Genomic DNA, 19,743 nt, shown 5'->3' with positions numbered 1-19,743 from the left:
CCGCGATGCCGCTGCCCGCGCCCGATCTGGACGACCGCCGCTTCCAGGACTTCGTGGACGACGCCAAGCGCCTGGTGCGCCGGCGCGTGCCGGCCTGGAGCGACCACAACGTGCACGACCCCGGCATCACCCTGATCGAGGCCGTGGCCACCATCGCCGACCAGCTCGCATTCCGGCTCAACCAGGTCCCGGAGCGGCACCACCGCAAGTTCCTCGACCTGCTCGGCATCACCCGCAGGCCGCCGAGCGCGGCGCGGGTCGACCTGACCTTCAAGCTGTCCGCACCGCGCCCAGACGTGGTGACCGTTCCGGCCGGGCACCGGGTCGGCACGCCGCGGGTTCCGGGCGAGGAGGCGATCGGCTTCGCGACGCTCGCACCGCTGAACATCGTCCCGGTCAGCCTGACCGAGCTGCGCGCGGCTCCGGCCGTCGGCACCGCGCCCGGTGAGGCGGGCGGCGCGAACGACGCGGCCCGCAACGCCGACAACCTGCGGGATCTGCGGCCTCTGATGCGCCAGGGCGAACCGGCGGCCTGCTTCTCCGCGGTGCCGCAGCCCGGCGACCGGCTGTACGTCGGGCTTTCCGACGCAGCCCCCTCGTGCCTGATCTCGCTGCGCACGGACAGCCGGATCGAGGGTATCGGCGTCGATCCGGACCATCCGCCGCTCCAGTGGGAGGCGTATCAGAGCTCTGGCTGGGCGCGATGTGAGGTGGAGCGGGACACCACCGGCGGATTGAACCGGCCCGGCGAGATCCTGCTGCACCTGCCGCCGCAGCACACGCACTGCCTGATCAACGGAGTGCGCGCGGCCTGGCTTCGGGCCGTGGTGACCACGCCTGAGGCCGACGTCCCGGCGTACAGCAGGACTCCGACACTCACCAAGCTCACCGCGGACTGCGTCGGCGGGACCGTCGACGCGATCCACGCCGAGCACGTCACCAACGACGTGCTCGGTACCGCCGAAGGCGCCGCGGGGCAACGGTTTCGGCTGCATCACGCCCCGGTCCTGCCCGGCGCCGAGCCTGCGGTCGTCGAGGTCTCCTCCGAGGAGGGCTGGCAGGCGTGGCGTCAGGTCGCTGATTTCGCCGCCAGCGAGCGGGACGACCCGCACTTCGTGCTCGACCCGATGACCGGCGAGATCGACTTCGGGCCGGCGGTGCGGCTCGGCGACGGCAGCGTGCGCTGCCACGGCAAGGTGCCGCCGGAGGGTTCGACGGTCAGGATGCGCGAGTACTGGACCGGCGGCGGCGCGGTCGGCAACGTGGGCGCGGGCCGGTTGACCGTGATGCGGTCGGCGATTCCGTACGTGTCGTCGGTGACGAATCGGCAGCCGGCCCGCGGCGGCCACGACGGCGAGACGGTCGCGGAAGCCAAGGTGCGCGCCGCGCGGGCGCTGCGTGGACAGGACCGCGCGGTGACCGCCGAGGACTATGAGGCCATTGCGACACAGGCCGTCTCGGGAGCGGTACGCGTGCGGTGCGTTCCACCGACGGACCCCGGCGAGCCGGTGCACATGCTTGTCGTTCCGGACGTGTCAGGGTACGGATCTGGGCGCATTCCGTTCGACGCGCTCACCCCGGACGAGCCGAGCATGGCCGCGATCGCGGCGGCGCTGGAGGAGCGGCGCCTGGTCGGCGTGCGGATCGCGGTCGAACCGCCGCGCTATCAGGGCGTGACCGCGGCGGTCCGGCTGCGTTCGCGGCGCACCGAAGACCTCGAAGAGGTGCGCGCGGCCGCGCTCGCCGCGCTCTACCGCTGGCTGCATCCGCGCGACGGCGGTCCGGACGGGGCCGGCTGGCCGTTCGGCCGCGCGGTCACGCTCGGCGACGTGCATGCCGCGCTCGCCTCGGTGCCCGGCGCGGACTACGTCGAGGAGGCGCGGCTTTACCCGGCCGACCCGACGACCGGAGCGCGCGGGGAGGCGGTGCCGGCCATCGAACTGGGCCCGGACATGCTGCCGTTCTCCTACGACCACCAGGTCCGGGTGAGCTGAATGAGGGGTCTGATCAGCGATGCGGAGCCAGGTGTCCTGGGCATCGCGTCCGCGCTGCGGCAGGCGATTCCGGCGGTGTATCAAGAGGATCCGCTGTTCATGCTGCTGTGCGCGGCCTTCGACGACCTGGTCGCACCGCTGGTGACGGCGGTTGACTGCTTCGACGCCTATCTGGATCCGTACCTGGCTCCCGCGGATTTCCTGCCCTGGCTCGCGGACCTCGTCGGTTATCAGGGTTCGGTCAGGCAGGGATCGGACTCCGAACGAACCCGGATCGCTTCGGCGGTGCGGGACCACGCACGGCGCGGGACCCCGCTGGGCGTGCGTGAGGCGGCTGCGCGCGCGGCTGGCGTGCCGGTCGAGCAGGTGCAGCTGGATGACCCGGGCGGGACGAGATGGTCCGCGGCACCGGGAGCCGCGGCGGGCGACTGGCCGCGGGTCGCGGCCCGGGTGCAGGTGGCTGTTCCCGGCGCGGCGCAGGCTTCGCAGCAGGTGCGGGAATCGGTGCGGGCAGCGATCGAGGAGGTCGCGGGCGTGCATTGCGCAATAGCGGTGGACGTGGTGGAGGCCGGGGAGACGACCCGGCCGCACCGGGCCCGTCCGCAGGGGGCGAGAACTTACGGAGGCGAATCATGATTCTGTGTCGGGAATGCGGGAACAGCGCGCCCTCGCGCGACGGCTTCTGCTCCTCCTGCGGGGCGCTGCTCGACTGGTCCGGCGAGCGGGTCGAGACGCAAGTGCTGCCGACGGTGCAGACCGCGCCGACCGGCCAAACCGTGCCACCGATACCGGCCACCGCGGCTGCAGGCGCGGGCGCGGCGCAGGCCGAGCCGCAGGGCAGCCCGTACCAGGCAGGCGCGTACCAGGGCGGTATCGCCCAAGGCGGTATCGGTCAAGGCGGCGGTGCGCAGGGCTGGACGCCGGCGGCCGAAGCACGACGGGCCGACCCGGTCCCAGTGCAGTCGGAGCCCGATTACGACGGTCCCTACTGCCAGGCCTGCGGCGTGCGCAACCCGCAGGAGCGGCGCTTCTGCCGGTCCTGCGGCGCGATGCTGCAACTGCCCGCGCTCGCCGCGCAGCAGCGGCGCGGCTGGTGGCGGCGGCTGATCGACCGGATCACCGGCCGGCGCCGCGAATTCGCCGCCGGGCAGCGGCCGAGCGGATTCCGCGATCACCAGGGCGGCGGTTCCGGCCCGTCGGGCAAGCGGCGGCTGCGCCTGCCCCGGCACATCAAGCTGGGCAAGCTCGCGCCGATCCTGATCATCGCGGGGCTCGCGGGCATCGGCCTCGGCCCGGCCCGCACCTGGGTGACGAACGAGGTCAACAGCCTGCTGGGCAAGGCGAAGGCGCGGGTGAATCAGCACTACGCCAACGTCACGCCGGTCGGCGCCGCGGCGCTCTCGCAGAAGGACCACGGCGCGGCGCTCGCGATCGACGGGCTCAACAACACCTACTGGGCCAGTTCGCAGCATCCTGACGGAGTCGGCGAGACGCTGACGGTCACCTTCGCCACCCCGGTGGACATCGACCAGATCGGCATCCTGTCCGGCGCGGACGCGCAGAACTTCCGCGCCTTCGCCCGGCCGCACGACCTGGTGGTGACGGCCGCGGGCGGATCACCGGAAACGCTGTCCTTCGACGACTCGGCCGATTTCCAGAGCCGCGGCGCCACGCTGCGGCACGTGACCAGCGTGACGATCACCGTCAAGGACGCCTACCCGGGCCAGAAGCAGCACGACCTGGCCATCCGGGACCTGGAGTTCTTCGTCAAGCAGGGCTGAGCCAGTGCGCCGGGCGGGCGAACCCCGGGCCGAGCCGGGTCGCGGCGTCGCCCTTCGCGGAGTCGAGCTGGGCCTGCGTCAGGAACAGGCACCCGCTCAGGTCCGCTCCGCGAAGGTCGGCGTCACGCAGGTCCGCCCCGATCACGTCGGCCAGTCGCAGGTCGGCGCCGCGCAGGTCGGCCGCCACGAGGAGCGCGCCGCGCAGGCTCGCGCCGCGCAAATCTGATCCGGCGAGCCGCGCGCCGATCAGATCCGCACCCCGGTGACTGCGTTCGCGCCCGGGGGCTTCGGCGCGGGCCAGTTCGCTCGCGCGGGTAAGCAGCACATTGATCCGATCGCGCAACGCCGCGACGTCTACGCCCGTAACGGTCTGCGCGTCGGAATACGTGAGCTGATCCGTCTCGTCGAGCGCGCGGCTAAGCTCGGCGTGGATCGGCTCCGCCGCCGGGAGGGCGAGCGCGTCCGTGAGATACCAGAGCAGTTCGTGAAGCTGCCGCATCACCGGGAAGACCGCGAACATCCGGCGTGCGGTATCCGGGTCCTGACGCCAGCTGACTGCGCGGAAGGTGTGTTGTGAGACCTTCTGGCCCGCTCCGAAGCAGTCGAAGACGGTGCAGCCCGAAAAACCGCTCTCGCGCAGCCGCGCATGGATGCCGCAGCGGTCGTCGTCGCGCAGGTTCCGGCACGGCCGCCCGGCCGGTTTGTCGAGGGCGAAGTCGGCCGACTTGGTGAAGTTCAGCGCGACGCAGCACAGCGCGAAGCAGTTGGCGCAGTCCGCGCGCAGACCGAGCCGATCGCGACCGTCTCGCGCTGTGTTGTCCCGCGCTGTGTTGTCCCGCGCTGTGTTGTCCCGCGCTGTGTTGTCGTGCACTGTCATGCCCGCGCCAGCAGCTCGTTGATCCGCCGCAGCTCCACCGGGAGCAGGTTCGGGTCGCGGAGCCTGGCCCGGCACACCTCGGCGTAGTGCGGCGCGGGGTCGACGTGCGCGGCGGCTCGGAACGCCCGCAAGAAGACTCGGCGCATCAGCCACACCGCGGGCCGCAGCGCCCAGGGTATGGTCCCGACCTCGGCCACGGTCATGATCACGACGGTCTGCGCGATGTCCAGTCCGGCGGGCCCGGCGGACGCGTTCGACCAGTCGATCACGACCGGGCCGTTCGGCGAGAGCAGGACGTTGTCCGGGTGCAGGTCCATATGCAGCACGGTACGGTCGTCCGCACCATCGCCCTCTCTTCCGAGTTCCCGCAGGCCGGAGGGCGCAGTGATCGCGTGCAGCCTGCGGTGCAGATCAGCGAGCTGCCGCGCGTAGCGTCCGGCCAGCCAGGGGCGGCGCATCATCTCGCGCAGCATCGTCGGGCCGTCGATCCGCTCGAAGATCATGTCCCGGCCGTCTGCCTCCCCGGCGATCAGCCGCGGCACGGGGAAGCCTTGCGCGTGCAGGTGCCGCAGCGCCGCGACCTCGTTCGAATGGTCGTAATCGACGCGGTAGCGGCGCAGCACGCTGCCGTCGCCGAGGTCGTAGACGACCGCGTCGCGGCCGTGCCCCAGCAGACGCCCGGGCGCGCCGACCGTCCTCTCCCCGTCACGTTCTCCTCCACGCCCGGCAGCTTAGCAACCCGCGAGCGTGCGCGAGCCGCCGTCACCTGCGGCTTCGCGGCGGTCAGCGCTGACCGCCGCGAAGCCGTGGCCGTGGCCGCGTGGCGCCAGCCGCTAGTCCTTGCCGCCGGAGCTCTCGACGGCGGCGGCTGCACCGAGCGTGACGAAGCCGAACAGGATGAAGGTCAGCACGTGAACCGTCGTGCACCATAGGCAGATCGCGTTGATGATGAACAGTTCGGCGTAGACGAGCCAGGCGACGAAGCCGACGCCGCCGAGCGCCGCCAGCGGCCTGAGCCACCGAAGCCGGCCCAGCGGTCCCGGCCCGCTGACGCGCCAGGCCGCCGGCGAGCAAAGCAGCAGCATGACGGCGAAGTACGCGACGCCGAGCACCGCGACCGGCAGGCCGAGGAACAGCGATTGCGGGCTGGAGGTGACCTTCTCGCAGTTGACGGTCGCGGTCTGCGGACAGGCGAGGGTGACGGTCGCCGTGTAGTGCGCGACCGTCAGGTAGATCGACACGCCGAGACCGGCCGCCGCGGTCAGCAGCGAGCCGAAGACGGCCCACCGGGGCGCGCGAACGCTCTGCGCGGCGGCTGGACGCACGCTCTTGCGCGCTGCGGTGCGTGTGCCGTTGCGGATGTTGGTTCGTTGAGTGACCGTCACTTCAGCGCGCCCTTCGCGTCGGTAACCGCCTTCGATGAGCACACGGACGACGGCTGTTGGCCCGTCAGGTTGCACAATGCGGCGGTGAGCACGTTGGCCGAGCCGTTGACGCCCTTGGCGACGGCGCTGTTCGGATCGGATAGTGCGGCGGCGATCTGCGACCAGCTCAGGCCGGCCAAGACCTGCGGGCTGTAGCTGGAGCCGTTGATCACGTACTTGCCGCCGAGGTCGACGAACGGGATGCCGCCGGCAGCATTGGCCGACACGTACGGCGGTTCGTCGTAGACCGCGAGCAGGTGCTGCTGCTCGGCGGTCGGAGTCTGCATCGGATTGCGGTTCGCGTCCTGCATCTCGACGGCGGTGAAGGCGAGATAAGGGCTGCTGTACTTCACATTCGCGAACGTGAAGGTACGCGTACTCGCATACACGTCATCGCTCGCCGACTGCGTGAGGCCGAGCCCGCTGAACGTTCCGAAGCGGCTAAGCGCGACGACCAGAGCCCAACGCTGCGCGGCGCAGTAAGGGCACCATTCGTAGCCCATGTACACGACCTCGGGTTTGCCGTCGCTGGTAAGCGCCGAGGCACCGGAGATGCTGGAGGGCGGGTTGCTGGTGGTACCGCGTCCGATGGCGTTGAGCACCGAATCGGGTACGTGCGTGGTGGTCTCGACGACCTGGGCGGTCGCGGCGGCGGACAGGCCGGAGGCCGGCGCGCCGCCGGAGGTTTTCGAGCCGCCGCCGGCCACCTTCACCAGGACGAGGGTGAGGAACACGGCGAGCACGACGACGACGGACACCGAGGCCAGCAGCAGCCTGCGACGGCGGCGTTCGGCCGCGCGCTGCACGGCGATCTTGGCTTGGGCTTTGCGTAGTCGTTCTTCGCGGGTGGCGCGGGTGGAACGGGTTGAACTCATGACTGGGCTCCCGAGTGCAGTGAGCGGAGGAGGAGCCGCGCGGGCGAACGCCCGGGTCAGGCCGGTATCCGAGCCCGCGCTAGATCGCGGGCCGCGGAGGATGGGGACACGGCGGCGTTGCGGCGCACGGCCGGCCCGCCGCCGGCGGATGCTCGGAAGCGGGCGAGGTCAGGCGGTGCGGAGCCCTACCGGCGGCCCTCTGCGCACGACCGGCTGCAACGCGCCGGACGGCAGCCGGCGCGGCCGTCGGCGGTCGCGCGCGAATCTCTCCCGCCGCGGCCCGGCGAACGGAACGAAGTCGCATGCGCGCAGCAGCGCGGCCAGGCCGCAGAGCAACGTGCGGCCGAAGCCGAGCACGACGCGGCCGAGCAGGAACAGCGCGGCCTCTCCGCGCCGCAGCCACCAGGCGCAGATCAGCGCGGCGATGACGTGTGAGCCGACCATCAGGGCGGTCTGCGCCCAGCCCGGCACCGCGGTCCCGCACATGCCCGGCACGGTGAGCCCCGGCGGCAGCGTGGTCACCGCGGCGCAACGCACCACCGGCTCATGGATCTGCGCCGCCTGAAACCAGAGGTAGAGCACGGCCTGCGCGCCCAGCACGAACGCGGCGATCGAAGGCAGCGTGCGCTCGCGGCGCGCGAAGCACCAGCCGATACACAGCGCCGCGCCCCAGGCCTGCAATACCGTGCTCTGCGGCAGGACCTTCTGCGAGGCGAGCACATGGCCGACCGCTGCGAGCAGCACGCAGACCGCGGCCAGGGCCGCGGCACGTATCACTCGCGCGAGCAGGTGCTCAATCATCCCGTCCCATGCTGCCACAGCTCGCCGCTGCGAAGAACGGACCGTCGCGCGGAGAACGTGCCGGTGCGGCGTCGCGTCCGGCGCCGAAGTCGGTGTCGACGCCGGCTCCGGCCCCGCTAGCGATCCGCCTCGTCGGTCCGGCTCGCCAGCCGCGTGCCGAGGTAGCTGCGCAGCACCAGGTCGGCCTCGGCGATCAGCTCCGGATCGCCGTCCGGGCGGTAGCGGAAGGCCAGCCGCAGCACGCTGTCGGCCGCCTCGACCGCGACGAGCAGCGCGCGGTCGACCTCGGGGCCGTCCGCCAGCCCGAGATCCTCGACGCCAAGCTGCTTGAGCCGCTCCGCGACCAGCCAGTTGTTCTCGATCGCGCGCTCCGCGTCGAGCAGGAACTCCTTGCCGGCGCGCGCGTCGCCGAAGTCGACCACGGCGAAGCCGGGCACGTCCCGCTTCATGGCCACGAACTCCGCCACCACCACCGAGGCCGCGTCGGCCCAGGTCTCGACGGCGGGCGCGGCGGCGAACCTGGCGTGCAGCCGGTCCAGGAACAGGTCCAGGTTGCGGCGGGCCAGCGCGCGGGCGAGCGCCTGCTTGCCCTCGAAGAACTGGTAGAGCGTGCCGATCGGCACCCCGGCGCGCTTGGCCACCTGACTGGTGGTCAGCTCGTCGTACCCGACCTCGTCGAGCAGCTGCGCGCAGGCGTCCAGCATCCGCTCGAAGCGCTCCAGGCTGCGACGCTGCACCGGCCGGCGGCGCACGGGGCCGACGTCCGGCGCGCCGCCTGCGGGCATGGGCTCTTTCACGGCTGCTTCGACCTCTGGCATGGGGTTACTTCCTTCTCTAACATGAATCGGACTCACGTTAGAAGGGTGTTCGATGTCATCGCTACCGCGGTTCCCGGAAGGCTTCCTGTGGGGAGCGTCCACCGCCGCCTACCAGATCGAGGGGGCCGTCGCGGAGGATGGGCGCGGCCCGTCCATCTGGGACACCTTCTCCCACGCCGAAGGCCGCACGAAGGACGGTGACACCGGGGACGTGGCGGCCGACCACTACCACCGCTGGCCCGAGGACGTCGGGCTGCTGGCCGAGCTCGGGGCGAACGCGTATCGGTTCTCCATTGCCTGGCCACGCATCCAGCCTAGCGGCAGCGGAGCGGCGAACCCCCGCGGCTTGGACTTCTACGATCAACTCGTGGACGCACTCGCCGAGCGCGGGATCACCCCGGTGCCCACGCTGTTCCACTGGGACCTGCCGCAGGCCCTCGAGGACGAGGGCGGATGGCTCAACCGGCAGACGGCGTACCGCTTCGCGGAGTACACAGCGCTGGTCGCGGATCGGCTCGGCGACCGGGTAAAGCTGTGGATCACGCTCAACGAGCCATTCATCCACATGTCGCTCGGTTACGCGCTCGGCATGCACGCCCCCGGCCGCACGCTCGGGCTCGACGCGCTCCCGGTCGCACATCACCAGCTGCTCGCCCACGGCCTGGCCGCCAGGCAGCTGCACGATCGCGGCCTCGGCGTCATGATCGCCAACAACTGCACGCCGGTCCGGCCCGCCAGCGAGGACGAACACGACGTCGCCGCGGCCGCCGTGTACGACGCGCTGCACAACCGGCTGTTCAACGATCCGGTGCTGCTCGGCACGTATCCGGATCTCAGCGCGCTCGGGCCCGAGGCGTATCCCTCGTTCGTGGAGGACGACGATTTGGCGGTGATCGGCGCGCCGCTGGAAGGGCTGGGGATCAACTACTACACGCCGAGCGTCGTCGGTTACGCCGATCCCGCGGGCAACGAAGGGCTTCCGTTCACGCTGAACCAGATCGAGGGCGTGCCGACGACGGCCTTCGGCTGGCCGGTCGTGCCGGACGGGCTGCGGGACCTGCTGGTCGGCCTGCGCGACCGCTACGGTTCCGCGCTGCCGCCGGTGTACATCACCGAGAACGGCTGCTCGACGAACGACGTGCTGACCAACGACGACCGGGTGCACGACACCGCGCGGATCGACTTCCTCGCCGGGCACCTGCGCGCGCTGCACGAGGCGATCGAGGCCGGGGTCGACGTGCGCGGGTACCTGACCTGGTCGCTGATCGACAACTTCGAATGGGCCGAGGGCTACAGCCAGCGCTTCGGCCTGGCCTACGTCGACTACCCGACCCAGCGCCGCGTGCCGAAGGACTCGTTCCACTGGCTGCGCGACGAGATCGCGGCCCAGCGGTGACCACCTGGGAGGGGGCGGCGCCCGACTCGCCGACCACGCCCGGCGTATCAGGGCTCTCCGACCTTGCGGAGGAGCCCTCGCCCGCAGGATCCCCCGCCGCGCGGGTCACCGGCCGGTGGACCGCGCTGCTCTCGCTGGCGAACCTGGGGCTGTGGATCGGCTACTTCGCGCCGCTCCAAGTGCTGCTGCCGAACCAGATGCAGGACATCGACGACGCGAAGAAGACCACGTACCTGGGCATCGCCACGGCGTTCGGCGCGCTGGTCGCGGTGGTGGCCGGGCCGGTCGCCGGGGCGCTGTCCGACGCGACGGGGTCGCGGTACGGCCGACGCAGGCCGTGGATCGCCGGCGGCGCGCTGCTCGGATTCGCCGGCCTGGCCCTGCTTTCCGGGCAGCACACGCTCATCGGCGTCACGCTGGGCTGGTGCGTGGCGCAGGCGGGTCTCAACGCCCTGCAGGCCGGCATCACCGCACTGGTTCCGGACCGGGTTCCGGTGCGTCAGCGCGGCGTGGTCTCCGGATGGATCGGGCTGACCCAGTCGGTCGGCGTCGTCATCGGCGTTCTTGCGGTCACCGCCCTGGTGACCGGAACCATATCCGGGTACGTGTTCACCGGGGCGATCGTGGTGCTCACCGTCGTCCCGCTGCTGCTGCGCGGGCCGGACCCACAGGTGCCGCGCGAGGAGCTGCCGCCCTTCTCGGCGCGGTCGCTGCTCGGCTCGTTCCGGTTCAGCCCGAGGCAGAACCCGGACTTCGCCTGGGCCTGGGCGACCAGGTTCCTCGTGCAGCTGGGCAACGCGCTGGCGACGCTGTACCTGCTGTACTTCCTGCGCGACAAGGTGCATTACGCGCAGCACTTCCCCGGCCGCAAGGCGGAGGACGGCCTGCTGATCCTCATCCTGGTGTACACGGTGACCACCGTGCTCACCGTCGTGGTCGGCGGCGCCTACTCCGACCGCAGCGGGCGGCGCAAGCCGTCGGTGATCGTGTCAGGGTACGTCATGGCCGGCGCCGCGATCCTGCTCGCGATCTGGCCGACCTGGAACGGCGCCCTCATCGCGGCCGCGGTGCTCGGCCTAGGGTTCGGCGTCTATCTCTCGGTGGATCAGGCGCTCATCACCCAGGTGCTGCCGACCGCGCGGGACCGCGCGAAGGACCTGGGCATCATCAACATCGCGAACTCGGCGCCCCAGGTGCTCGGTCCCGCGCTGGCCGCGCCGATCGTCACCTACCTCGGCGGCTACTCGACACTGTATATAGCGGTCGCACTGGTCACCGTCGCCGGTTCGGTGCTGGTCCGCAAGATCCGCACGGTGGATTGAAGACCTTGGCACGAACAGTAAAGCTCTGATCTACGACACCGTTCCCCAACGATGCCGTAGATCAGAGCACCTACTCTATCCCTCGATTCGCCTCGCGATGTACATCAGTTCACGAGCGCTGGGCTCGCGAGTCTCAGCTAGTTGAGGAACACCGACGGGCTTCCGGTGGCCGTGGTGTCCACCACCGGGCTGAAGGAAGCGGTGAAGTTCTCCGGCGACGGGCAGCCGGCCCACGAGCCGGTGTCCCGGCTGAACACCTGGTTGGTGAACGCCAGCGAGCCGTCCGTGGTGGAGACCGCGCCGGACACGCCGGCCGTCGGGCCGGTGTACTTGCAGGTCGCGCTGCCGATGACCAGGCCCAGCGAGATGGTGGCGTGCACCGAGCCGCTGATCGTGATCGTGTCGGAGGAGTCGTCGACGGTCGCCGAGTACGGCAGGTTGTCGATGGTGATGCTCTTCACGCTCTTGACGCCGGAGATGTTGCTGGTGCAGCCGCTGAAGGTCAGGCCGGTGATGGACTCCGAGGCGACGCCGGGAGCCGCCGGGTTGTCGGTGACCGTGGCGGCGAAGGTGGCCGAGGTGCAGGTGACGCCCTTGCCGGTGGAGTCGAGGAAGGTCGCCGTGGTCCCGCTGGTCAGGCCGGCCTGCAGGACGTCGCCGACGGCCACGTTCGCGCCGCCGACGCTGCCGGTGGTGAGCACGTCGACGCTGTCCGCGCTCGCCGGGCTCGCCGAGAAGGCGGTCACCAGACCCAGAGCCGCCACAGCGCCCAGACCGAGGTACTTGCGCATATTACGTTCACGCTCCTTTGCGTGTATGAGGGTTTTGCGGTTGTCGCGCTGTCACTGCTTCGACGCGGTCACTGCTCCGACGCGGCGATCGCGCCGGTCAGGTCCTTGATGTCGGTGTCGACGGCGAGCGTCGTGTTCACCCCGGTGAAGGTCACCGTGTTGTTGCCGGCCGCGGAGGGCAGGCCGAAGAGCAGGTTGACGATCCAGTTGAAGGCGCCGAGCGGGCCGCAGCCGTTGGCCCCGGGGACGGACAGCGAGTTGTCCACGAGGGTGGCGCCGGTGAAGCCGACGATCGCGTCGCTGAAGCCGTTCGGGTCGTTGTTGAAGTTGATGCTGCCGGGGTCGCCGGTGATCGGCTTGTTCGGCGGCGGCGGGGTGGTGGTGCCGGTGGTCGGCTGCAGCACGATCGGCGCGCTGTTCGAGCCGACGTAGCAGTTCGGGCCGAGGAAGGCGTTCTCCAGGTGCAGCTTGATCGGCAGCTTGAACACCGGGTAGGACTCGCCGGCGGCCAGCGGCGCGAAGTCGGTGATCGGCCCGGCCAGCTCGATCTGGGTGATGGCGCTGGTGACGCCGGGCCAGAAGTTGGCGATGCCGGGGATCGGGACGTCCAGCGGCGCCGCGGTCAGCTCCTTGCCGTCGGTGGGCGCGACGGTGGAGAAGATCTCGGTGGAGTTGCCGTCCGGGAACGTGGCGGTCGGGCCGTTGTTCGGCCAGTAGACCCCGAACTTGGTGGTGACCGGCGAGCTGGCCGGGATGGTGACCACGTGGCTGCCGATGGTGAAGCTGCCGCCGTTGACCACGGCCACGACGCAGCCGACCGCGCCGTTGTTCGGGTCCTGCAACGCGGAGCTGGACAGCGGGCAGGTGCCCATGCCGGTGTAGAGGCCGGTGGGCGCGGAGGCGGCCGAGGCCGGCGCGGCGCCGAGCGCGGCGAGCAGCGATCCGGCGCCGAGGGCGGCGGCCGCGGTGCGCAGCCTTCCGCTTCGGCGGGATCCGTTCGGCGCGGCCGCATCGCAGGCGCCTAAGGTCGCAGGGACGGGTGACAGGGTACTCATGCTCGGCGCACTCCCGGATTGGGGACTGAGGGTGGATGGCGCCGCGGCGCGGACGAGGACTAGCCCGACGCCGCGGGCGCGTGGAAGGGTGCGTTGAGTGCGGGAAGGCTCGCGGCGGCATGACGGCCGGAGACTACGGCGCGACCGCCGCAGAGCCCTGAATAGTTTTGCGACACAGGCTGGAAACGAAACCTTCGGGAGTTATAATCCTGACGAGGTCTCATCGTCAAGGGCGGAGGGGAAACAGATGTCTGCCAAGATCGACGCCCCACCGCTGGGCCCGTCAGCCCCCTCAGTCACTCCGGCCACCGCACCACCGCTGAGCGCGCCGCTTCCGGGCGCCCGGCACGGCCGGGATCCCGAGCGGGCGATCAAGCGCGGCCCCAGCCGCCTGTCGCCGGAGCAGGTGGCCGCGACCCAGCGCGACCGGCTCTACGACGGGCTCGTACACACCGTCGCGGAACACGGATACGCCGATGCCTCGGTGACCGACATCTGCCGGGCCGCCGGGGTGACCAGGCCGGCCTTCTACGTGCACTTCGACGGCAAGCAGGACGCCTTCCTGGCCACCTACCGGCACGGCACCGACGTGATGTTCCGGATGATGGAGCACGCCTACGAGCAGCACGAGGGCTGGCGCGAGGCGACGCTGGCCGGGCTCAGGGTGCTGCTCGAGGTGCTGGCCAGCGTGCCCGCCTTCGCCAGGATGGCGGTGGTGGAGATCGAGGCGGTCGGCCCGCCGGCCCGGCGCCAGCGCGCCGAGCTGCTGGCCCGCTTCGGCCGCTTCTTCGCCGAGGCGCCGCAGCCGCTCGGCCTGCCGGACCCAGCGGCCCGCAAGACCCTGGTCGACACGCTGGTCGGCGGGGTGTACTCGACGATCTACCGCGAGGTCGCGGCGGGCCGGGAGGCCGGGCTTCCCGAGCTGCTGCCGGTGCTCGCGCACTTCCTGTTCACCCCGTTCCTCGGCCCGCAGCACACCGGCGCGGCCGAGACCGGGGCCACCCCGCCCGCGGCGCGGGCGGTCGCCCCGTGCGCGCCGCAGCAATCGAAGATCCTTAAAGCAGTTCCCTGACCAGACAGCTTGACCAGCGCCCTACCCGGCGGTAACTTCAGCCGGTCACCGCTGAGCACGCTCACACGTTCGAGCGGTGAGGGGTGATGAACAAGCAACCACGAGTCCGTACCGCCGTTTCGCAACGCTCTGTGCTACGAGTCCCGCCCGCGCCGCGCAACCGACCCACCCAATGCTCTGCGACACAGTCCACTGGCCCCGAACGCGCTGCGCAGCTGTCCCACAACCCGCCCGACGACGTGCGAAAAGGGAGCCGTCCATGGCCACCATCGAAAGTGAAACACCCGCGCCGAGCCCAGCCGAGGACCCCTCGCAGGGCAAGGTGCGGCTCAAGCGCTTCGCGGCGCTGATGATCCCCGCCACGCTGGCCGGCGGCGCGCTGGTCGCGCTCACCGCGCAGGGCGTGCTCGCCGCCCAGTTCTCCATCTCCGGCATCGCGTTCACCGTGACCGCGGACCACCTGCACGGCGACGGCTTCGAGCAGTGGGGGGCGATCGACAACACCGCCCCCAACAGCCCGAACCTGACCGACACCGGCGGCCAGGCCACCGTGGTGGTCTCCGCGATCGGCCAGGCGAAGCTGTACAACTTCTGCCAGAGCGTGAACCTCGGCGCGATCAACCTGGTCCTGCGCGCGGGCCGCGGCAGCACCCCGGTGACCGGCACCGACCTGGTCGTCGACTCCGACGCGCTGTCCGGCGACGCGACCTTCAACTCCCTGGAGGTCGGCAACGACGCGACGACGCTCAACGACGTGCCCGGCATCGCCGCTCCGCCCGAGCTGCTCGGCGACTTCGGCCAGCAGGCCAAGACCGTCGACATCAACAACCTGCGGCAGGACAACTACGCCACCACGGCCGGCGCCTTCAGCCTGCCGGGCCTGAGCATGAGCTTCCAGAGCAACGGCTGCTGACGTGACCCCGCCCGCTTCAGGCGAGACCCCCGCCGGGTTCGATCCGGCGGGGGTGCCCGCCCCCGACGCATCAGCACCGGAACAAGCCGCGGGCCGCGGGCCTGGCGGCGAGCAGAGCGCGCAGTCCGCCGAGGGCGCGTGGTGGCAGGGCGCGCTTTCCGGGCCGCCCGGCGGCGGCGGGGACACGGCGGCGCTCGAACCGTCGCAGGCCGCTGAGGAGGCCGCGGCGCAGCCCGCCGGCTCGCGGTGGCACCGAGCCAGGACCGCGTTCCGGAACTGGCGGCGCACCCGCCCGTTCTGGGGTGGGCTGCTGATCAACGTCGGCGGCGGCGAGATCCTGTTCACCGAGAAGGCCCCGCTCGGCGTCGTCCTGCACGTGGGACCGCAGGGCCTGGCCGGGTATCTGCTGCCTGCGATGATGATCCTGTGCGGCATGCTGCTGTGGTTCGCTCCGGCGCAGCGCACCTTCTACTCGGTGCTCTCCGTGCTGCTGTCCCTGGGCACGTGGCTGACCTCCAACCTCGGCGGCTTCCTGATCGGCATGCTGCTCGGCGTGGTCGGCGGGTCGCTCGCCTTCGGGTGGGCGCCGCGCAGCGGCGGCGGCCCGGTGCGCCAGCGCAGGGCGAGAGCAAAGAAGAAGGCTGATCCGGCGAGCGTCTGATTGCGAGGGAGCGCAGGCGTCAACCTGGTTTACCTGGCGCGAACACGCCACTGTCTTAACGTGTATTTCCAAGCTCAGCGTGGCTAAGAGTCCAGACATGACCACAACCGGTGGTCAAGTCTGGCACTCCACAAGAGAGCTTGGAGCACGACAGTGCGAATATTCGGGCTACGCACTCAACCGCGCCGATCCAGATCCCGCAGGCTGGTCTCGACCAGCTCGCTGACGGTCGCCGCGCTGGCGATCGCCTCGTTGTCCACCGCGCTTCCCGCCTCCGCCGCGGTCTCCTCCGGCGTGAGCGCGAAGGCGAAGCCGGCCGCGTCGGTCACGCCGGTGTGCGCCCCGGCGAAGAAGGGTCAGTTCACCTGCTTCGCGTTGCGCCGCACCGATGTGAAGGGCGCCAAGGGCCTGCTGGCGAACGCGACGCCGTCCGGATTCGGCCCGGCCGACCTGGCCGGCGCCTACGGACTTCCGGCCGGGGGCGGCGCGGGCGCCACGGTCGCCATCGTCGACGCCTACGACGACCCGAACGCCGAATCGGACCTCTCCCTCTACCGGGCGCAGTACGGCCTGCCGGCCTGCACGGGCGCGAACGGCTGCTTCAGCAAGGTCGACCAGACCGGCGGGACCGCGTATCCGACCCCCAACGCGAGCTGGTCCGGTGAGATCTCGCTGGACCTCGACATGGTCTCCGCGGTCGCGCCCGCGGCGCACATCCTGCTGGTCGAGGCGAACACCCCGGCCAGCTCCGACCTCGGCGCGGCGGTGGATGAGGCCGTCGCGCTGGGCGCGCAGTACGTCTCCAACTCGTACGGCAGCGACTACAACGCCACTCCGGGCAGCGGCGAGGACCCGTCCGAGGTGACCACGCTGGACGCGTACTACAACCACCCGGGCGTCGCGGTGGTGGCCAGCTCCGGCGACGGCGAGTACGGGGTCTCCTATCCGGCGGCCTCGCAGTACGTGACCTCGGTGGGCGGCACCTCGCTGGTCAAGGACTCCAGCGCCCGCGGCTGGTCCGAGTCCGTGTGGAACAACAGCTACGGCGGTCCCGGCTCGGGCTGCTCGCTCTACGAGCCCAAGCCGGCGTTCCAGAAGGACTCCGGTTGCAATATGCGCGCGGAGGCGGACGTCGCCGCGGACGCGGACCCGGTCACGGGCGTCGCAGTGTACGACAGCTATCAGGCGAGCGGCTGGGGCGTCTACGGCGGAACCAGCGCCTCCTCCCCCATCATCGCGGCCGTATACGCCGACGCCGGCGCACCGGCCAGCGGGACGTATCCGAACTCTTACCCGTACGCCTCGCCGGCGTCGCTCAACGACGTCACCACCGGCGACAACGGGACCTGCACGCCGGCCTACCTGTGCACGGCGGGCGCCGGCTACGACGGCCCGACCGGCCTCGGCACGCCGAACGGCCTGGCCGCGTTCACCAGCGGCCCGCACGGAACCGTGAGCGGCACGGTCACCGACTCGACCAGCGGCGCGCCGATCGCCGGGGCGAAGGTGACGGTGGGCGACGCCTCGGTGAATACGGCCGCTGACGGCACCTACTCGGTCTCGGTATCTCCGGGCACGTACACCGTCACGGCGAGCGACTACGGCTACGCGAGCTCGTCAGTGTCCTCAGTCGCCGTAGCCGACAAGCAGACGGTGACCGAGAACTTCGCGCTGGCCGCCGTGGCGCGCGTGACGGTGACCGGCAAGGTCAAGGACGGCTCGGGCAAGGGCTGGCCGCTCTACGCCACCATCACGGTGGACGGCGCACCGGGCGGTCCGGTGTATACGAACCCGAAGACCGGCGCGTACTCCCTCCAGCTCCCGGTCGGCGCCACGTACACGCTTCACGTCACCGCCGCGTATCCGGGGTATCAGCCGACTGATCAGCAGGTCGTGGTTGGAACCAGCGCGGTCACCCAGAACATCTCAGTGCCCGTCGACGCGACCGCGTGCACCGCGCCCGGCTACGTCACGCACAACCACGGCACCTTCTCCTCCTTCGACTCCACCTCGGTTCCGCCCGGCTGGACCGTCACCAACGCGGCCAACACGGTCGGCGGCTGGGCGTTCACCGACCCCGGCTCGCGCGGCAACCTCACCGGCGGCAGCGGCGGCTTCGCGATCGTGGACAGCGACTTCTACGGCGCCGGCAACAGCCAGGACTCGCTGCTGACCACCCCGGTCACCGATCTGACCGGCAACAGCGCCCCGGCGTTGTCGTTCGACACCTACTACAAGCCGTACACCGGTTCGGTCGCCGACGTCGACGTGAGCACCGACGGCGGTGCGACGTGGACGAACGTATGGCACACCACCACCACCGCGGTCTCCGGCCAGCACCAGGTCATCCCGCTGCCGCAGGCCGCCGGGAAGGGCGCGGTCCAGGCCCGCTTCCACTACACCGGCACCTGGGCGTACTTCTGGGAGGTGGACGACGTCCTGCTCGGCAACGCCAGCTGCGACCCGGTCTCGGGCGGCCTGCTGATCGGCCAGGTCTCCGACGCCAACACGCACGCCGCGCTGCCGGGCGCCACGGTCGGCGCGAGCGGCACCTCCGCGACCGGGACCTCGGCCGCGACGCAGGACCCCGCCTTGTCAGGGGCCTTCTACTGGCTGTTCGCCCCGGCGGGCAGCGTGACCGCCACCGCGGCGAAGGCGCACTACGCCACGGCGAGCCAGACCGTCACCGTTCCGGACGGCGGTGTCGCAGAGGCCGACTTCTCCCTCAAGGCGGGCCGGCTCACCGTCACCCCGTCCAGCATCAGCAAGACGCTGGCCTGGGGCGGCTCCGGAACCTCGACGCTGACGGTGAAGAACACCGGCACCGCTCCCGCGACTCTGGACCTCGCCGAGGCCGCGGGCGGCTTCACCATCCAGTCCGTCCCGGCGGCCCCGGTGCAGAAGATCAGCGGCGACTTCCCGAAGACGGACATGGCCGCCGCGGTGAAGAAGGCCAAGGCCCAGGCCGCGGCAGCCGGCAAGAACACGATCGGACCGAAGGCGAGCCCGACCGCGGGCGCGGCCTGGCAGCCGATCGCGAACTACCCGACCACCATCCAGGACAACCTCGCCGAGTCCTACAACGGCAAGTTGTACTCAGGGTTCGGATACGATGGCGCGAAGGACACCAAGACCCTCTACGCCTACGACCCGACCGCGGGCTCGTGGTCGCAGCAGGCCAGCGCGACCGACACCCGCGAGACCCCGGCGCACGGCTTCGTCGACGGCAAGCTGTACGTCGCCGGCGGCTGGGGCCCCACGGGTGATCCGGACAGCCTGACCGAGGTGTACGACCCGGCGGCCAACAGCTGGTCCACCGGCCCGGCCTGGTCCGCGCCGCTGGCCGGCTCCGGCAGCGCCGTGCTCGACGGCAAGCTGTACGTCGTCGGCGGCTGCACCGCCTCCACCTGCGGCTCGACCAGCGTCTCAGTGCTCGACGCCGGCGCCGGAACCTGGTCGAACGCGGCCGCGTATCCGGAGTCGACCTCGTGGCTGGCCTGCGGCGCAATCAACGGCAAGGTCTACTGCGCCGGCGGTTCCGACGGCAACAACACCAGCACGCACACCTACGTCTACGACCCCTCCGCGAACACCTGGACAAAGCTGGCTGACATGCCCACCGGCGTGTGGGGCGCGGCTTACACCGCGGCCAACGGCCTTCTGCTGGTCCAGGACGGCGTGGCCGGCGGCGTGCTGACCAACCAGGGCTGGGCGTACGACCCGGCCTCGGACAGCTGGACCGCGCTGCCGAACGCGAACGCCGCGGCGTACCGCTTCGGCGGGGCGCTCGGCTTCTACACCGTGGGCGGCGGGCAGGGCGCGCTGAGCGCTCCGCTGAACACCGCGGCCGTGCTGCCCGGCTATGACCAGGGCGGGAGCACGGACGTGCCGTGGCTCTCGGAGAGCGCGACCTCGGTCACCGTGGCCCCGGGCAAGTCCGCGACGATCACCGTCACGCTCAAT

At 71.1% G+C, this 19,743-nt stretch carries 17 protein-coding genes; 9 read left to right on the top strand and 8 right to left on the bottom strand.

Annotated features, from left to right (window positions below; all coding sequences use genetic code 11):
- Positions 1-5 precede the first annotated feature (5 nt).
- Genes VFB40_RS27065 through VFB40_RS27055 form a run of 3 tightly spaced genes read left to right on the top strand, consistent with a single transcriptional unit; the run spans position 6 to position 3,775 of the window.
- Positions 6-1,994, top strand: a complete 1,989-nt coding sequence (locus tag VFB40_RS27065; RefSeq protein ID WP_324855607.1) for a putative baseplate assembly protein — start codon at positions 6-8, stop codon at positions 1,992-1,994.
- Positions 1,995-2,630: a phage tail protein gene (locus tag VFB40_RS27060; RefSeq protein ID WP_324855605.1), complete on the top strand. Its 636-nt coding sequence runs from the start codon at positions 1,995-1,997 to the stop codon at positions 2,628-2,630.
- Positions 2,627-3,775, top strand: a complete 1,149-nt coding sequence (locus VFB40_RS27055) for an NADase-type glycan-binding domain-containing protein (protein WP_324855603.1) — start codon at positions 2,627-2,629, stop codon at positions 3,773-3,775. Before VFB40_RS27060 ends, VFB40_RS27055 begins: the two co-directional genes overlap by 4 nt.
- On the opposite strand, the gene VFB40_RS27050 is transcribed toward VFB40_RS27055, so the two are convergent.
- The 6 genes from VFB40_RS27050 to VFB40_RS27025 all read right to left on the bottom strand — a co-directional run bounded on the left by VFB40_RS27050 (position 3,762) and on the right by VFB40_RS27025 (position 8,570).
- Positions 3,762-4,652 (bottom strand): pentapeptide repeat-containing protein, encoded by an 891-nt coding sequence (locus VFB40_RS27050; RefSeq protein WP_324855601.1) that lies wholly within the window; start codon positions 4,650-4,652, stop codon positions 3,762-3,764. The two genes, VFB40_RS27055 and VFB40_RS27050, sit on opposite strands and share 14 nt — an antisense overlap.
- Positions 4,649-5,323 (bottom strand): phosphotransferase, encoded by a 675-nt coding sequence (locus tag VFB40_RS27045; protein ID WP_324855637.1) that lies wholly within the window; start codon positions 5,321-5,323, stop codon positions 4,649-4,651. The genes VFB40_RS27050 and VFB40_RS27045 overlap by 4 nt, the downstream gene beginning before the upstream one ends.
- Before the next feature lie 162 nt (positions 5,324-5,485).
- The gene (locus VFB40_RS27040) at positions 5,486-6,037 is read right to left on the bottom strand and encodes a vitamin K epoxide reductase family protein (protein ID WP_324855599.1); all 552 of its coding nucleotides are present in this window, start codon (positions 6,035-6,037) and stop codon (positions 5,486-5,488) included.
- A complete protein-coding gene (locus tag VFB40_RS27035) occupies positions 6,034-6,951 on the bottom strand; it encodes a DUF929 family protein (RefSeq protein ID WP_324855598.1) in 918 nt (305 codons plus the stop codon). Before VFB40_RS27035 ends, VFB40_RS27040 begins: the two co-directional genes overlap by 4 nt.
- Before the next feature lie 168 nt (positions 6,952-7,119).
- The gene (locus tag VFB40_RS27030; protein ID WP_324855596.1) at positions 7,120-7,752 is read right to left on the bottom strand and encodes a hypothetical protein; all 633 of its coding nucleotides are present in this window, start codon (positions 7,750-7,752) and stop codon (positions 7,120-7,122) included.
- A gap of 116 nt (positions 7,753-7,868) precedes the next feature.
- Positions 7,869-8,570 carry a TetR/AcrR family transcriptional regulator gene (locus VFB40_RS27025; protein WP_324855594.1) on the bottom strand — a complete coding sequence of 234 codons (702 nt, stop codon included), beginning with the start codon at positions 8,568-8,570 and terminating at the stop codon, positions 7,869-7,871.
- Positions 8,571-8,622: 52 nt separating this feature from the next.
- On the opposite strand from VFB40_RS27025, the gene VFB40_RS27020 reads away from it, so the two are divergent.
- Together VFB40_RS27020 and VFB40_RS27015 are read left to right on the top strand one after the other, a co-directional pair.
- Positions 8,623-9,966 carry a GH1 family beta-glucosidase gene (locus VFB40_RS27020; RefSeq protein ID WP_324855592.1) on the top strand — a complete coding sequence of 448 codons (1,344 nt, stop codon included), beginning with the start codon at positions 8,623-8,625 and terminating at the stop codon, positions 9,964-9,966.
- Positions 9,963-11,288, top strand: a complete 1,326-nt coding sequence (locus VFB40_RS27015) for an MFS transporter (protein WP_324855590.1) — start codon at positions 9,963-9,965, stop codon at positions 11,286-11,288. Before VFB40_RS27020 ends, VFB40_RS27015 begins: the two co-directional genes overlap by 4 nt.
- Positions 11,289-11,425: 137 nt before the next feature.
- Here the strand turns inward: VFB40_RS27015 and VFB40_RS27010 are convergent, their stop codons facing one another.
- Together VFB40_RS27010 and VFB40_RS27005 are read right to left on the bottom strand one after the other, a co-directional pair.
- Positions 11,426-12,079 (bottom strand): hypothetical protein, encoded by a 654-nt coding sequence (locus VFB40_RS27010; protein WP_324855588.1) that lies wholly within the window; start codon positions 12,077-12,079, stop codon positions 11,426-11,428.
- 68 nt (positions 12,080-12,147) lie between these two features.
- Positions 12,148-13,134, bottom strand: coding sequence for a hypothetical protein (locus tag VFB40_RS27005; protein ID WP_324855586.1), 987 nt, complete (start codon positions 13,132-13,134; stop codon positions 12,148-12,150).
- Between the two features lie 247 nt (positions 13,135-13,381).
- On the opposite strand from VFB40_RS27005, the gene VFB40_RS27000 reads away from it, so the two are divergent.
- The 4 genes from VFB40_RS27000 to VFB40_RS26985 form a co-directional block, all read left to right on the top strand.
- Entirely contained in the window at positions 13,382-14,206 is an 825-nt protein-coding gene (locus tag VFB40_RS27000) for a TetR/AcrR family transcriptional regulator (RefSeq protein ID WP_324855584.1), read from the top strand.
- A gap of 259 nt (positions 14,207-14,465) precedes the next feature.
- Positions 14,466-15,119 carry a DUF6230 family protein gene (locus tag VFB40_RS26995; RefSeq protein ID WP_324855582.1) on the top strand — a complete coding sequence of 218 codons (654 nt, stop codon included), beginning with the start codon at positions 14,466-14,468 and terminating at the stop codon, positions 15,117-15,119.
- Position 15,120: 1 nt separating this feature from the next.
- Positions 15,121-15,780 carry a DUF6114 domain-containing protein gene (locus VFB40_RS28840; RefSeq protein WP_324855579.1) on the top strand — a complete coding sequence of 220 codons (660 nt, stop codon included), beginning with the start codon at positions 15,121-15,123 and terminating at the stop codon, positions 15,778-15,780.
- 153 nt (positions 15,781-15,933) lie between these two features.
- The coding region (locus VFB40_RS26985; RefSeq protein ID WP_324855577.1) for a carboxypeptidase regulatory-like domain-containing protein at positions 15,934-19,743 on the top strand (3,810 nt) is incomplete at its 3' end.

Origin of the sequence: Actinocrinis sp., from assembly GCF_035650855.1 — a bacterium.
In the GTDB taxonomy this organism is placed as follows: domain Bacteria; phylum Actinomycetota; class Actinomycetes; order Streptomycetales; family Catenulisporaceae; genus Actinocrinis.
Note: the sequence above shows the minus strand (reverse complement) of the source record. Positions and strands in the feature narration are given on the sequence as shown.

Excerpts from the sequence above, each read along its gene's own strand:
- VFB40_RS27020 (WP_324855592.1), top strand. The coding sequence starts at position 8,623 with ATGTCATCGCTACCGCGGTTCCCGGAAGGCTTCCTGTGGGGAGCGTCC.
- VFB40_RS27010 (WP_324855588.1), bottom strand. The coding sequence starts at position 12,079 with ATGCGCAAGTACCTCGGTCTGGGCGCTGTGGCGGCTCTGGGTCTGGTG.
- VFB40_RS26995 (WP_324855582.1), top strand. The coding sequence starts at position 14,466 with ATGGCCACCATCGAAAGTGAAACACCCGCGCCGAGCCCAGCCGAGGAC.
- VFB40_RS27035 (WP_324855598.1), bottom strand. The coding sequence starts at position 6,951 with ATGAGTTCAACCCGTTCCACCCGCGCCACCCGCGAAGAACGACTACGC.
- VFB40_RS27025 (WP_324855594.1), bottom strand. The coding sequence starts at position 8,570 with ATGCCAGAGGTCGAAGCAGCCGTGAAAGAGCCCATGCCCGCAGGCGGC.
- VFB40_RS27030 (WP_324855596.1), bottom strand. The coding sequence starts at position 7,752 with ATGATTGAGCACCTGCTCGCGCGAGTGATACGTGCCGCGGCCCTGGCC.
- VFB40_RS27000 (WP_324855584.1), top strand. The coding sequence starts at position 13,382 with ATGTCTGCCAAGATCGACGCCCCACCGCTGGGCCCGTCAGCCCCCTCA.
- VFB40_RS27055 (WP_324855603.1), top strand. The coding sequence starts at position 2,627 with ATGATTCTGTGTCGGGAATGCGGGAACAGCGCGCCCTCGCGCGACGGC.
- VFB40_RS27065 (WP_324855607.1), top strand. The coding sequence starts at position 6 with ATGCCGCTGCCCGCGCCCGATCTGGACGACCGCCGCTTCCAGGACTTC.
- VFB40_RS27050 (WP_324855601.1), bottom strand. The coding sequence starts at position 4,652 with ATGACAGTGCACGACAACACAGCGCGGGACAACACAGCGCGGGACAAC.
- VFB40_RS27060 (WP_324855605.1), top strand. The coding sequence starts at position 1,995 with ATGAGGGGTCTGATCAGCGATGCGGAGCCAGGTGTCCTGGGCATCGCG.
- VFB40_RS27005 (WP_324855586.1), bottom strand. The coding sequence starts at position 13,134 with ATGAGTACCCTGTCACCCGTCCCTGCGACCTTAGGCGCCTGCGATGCG.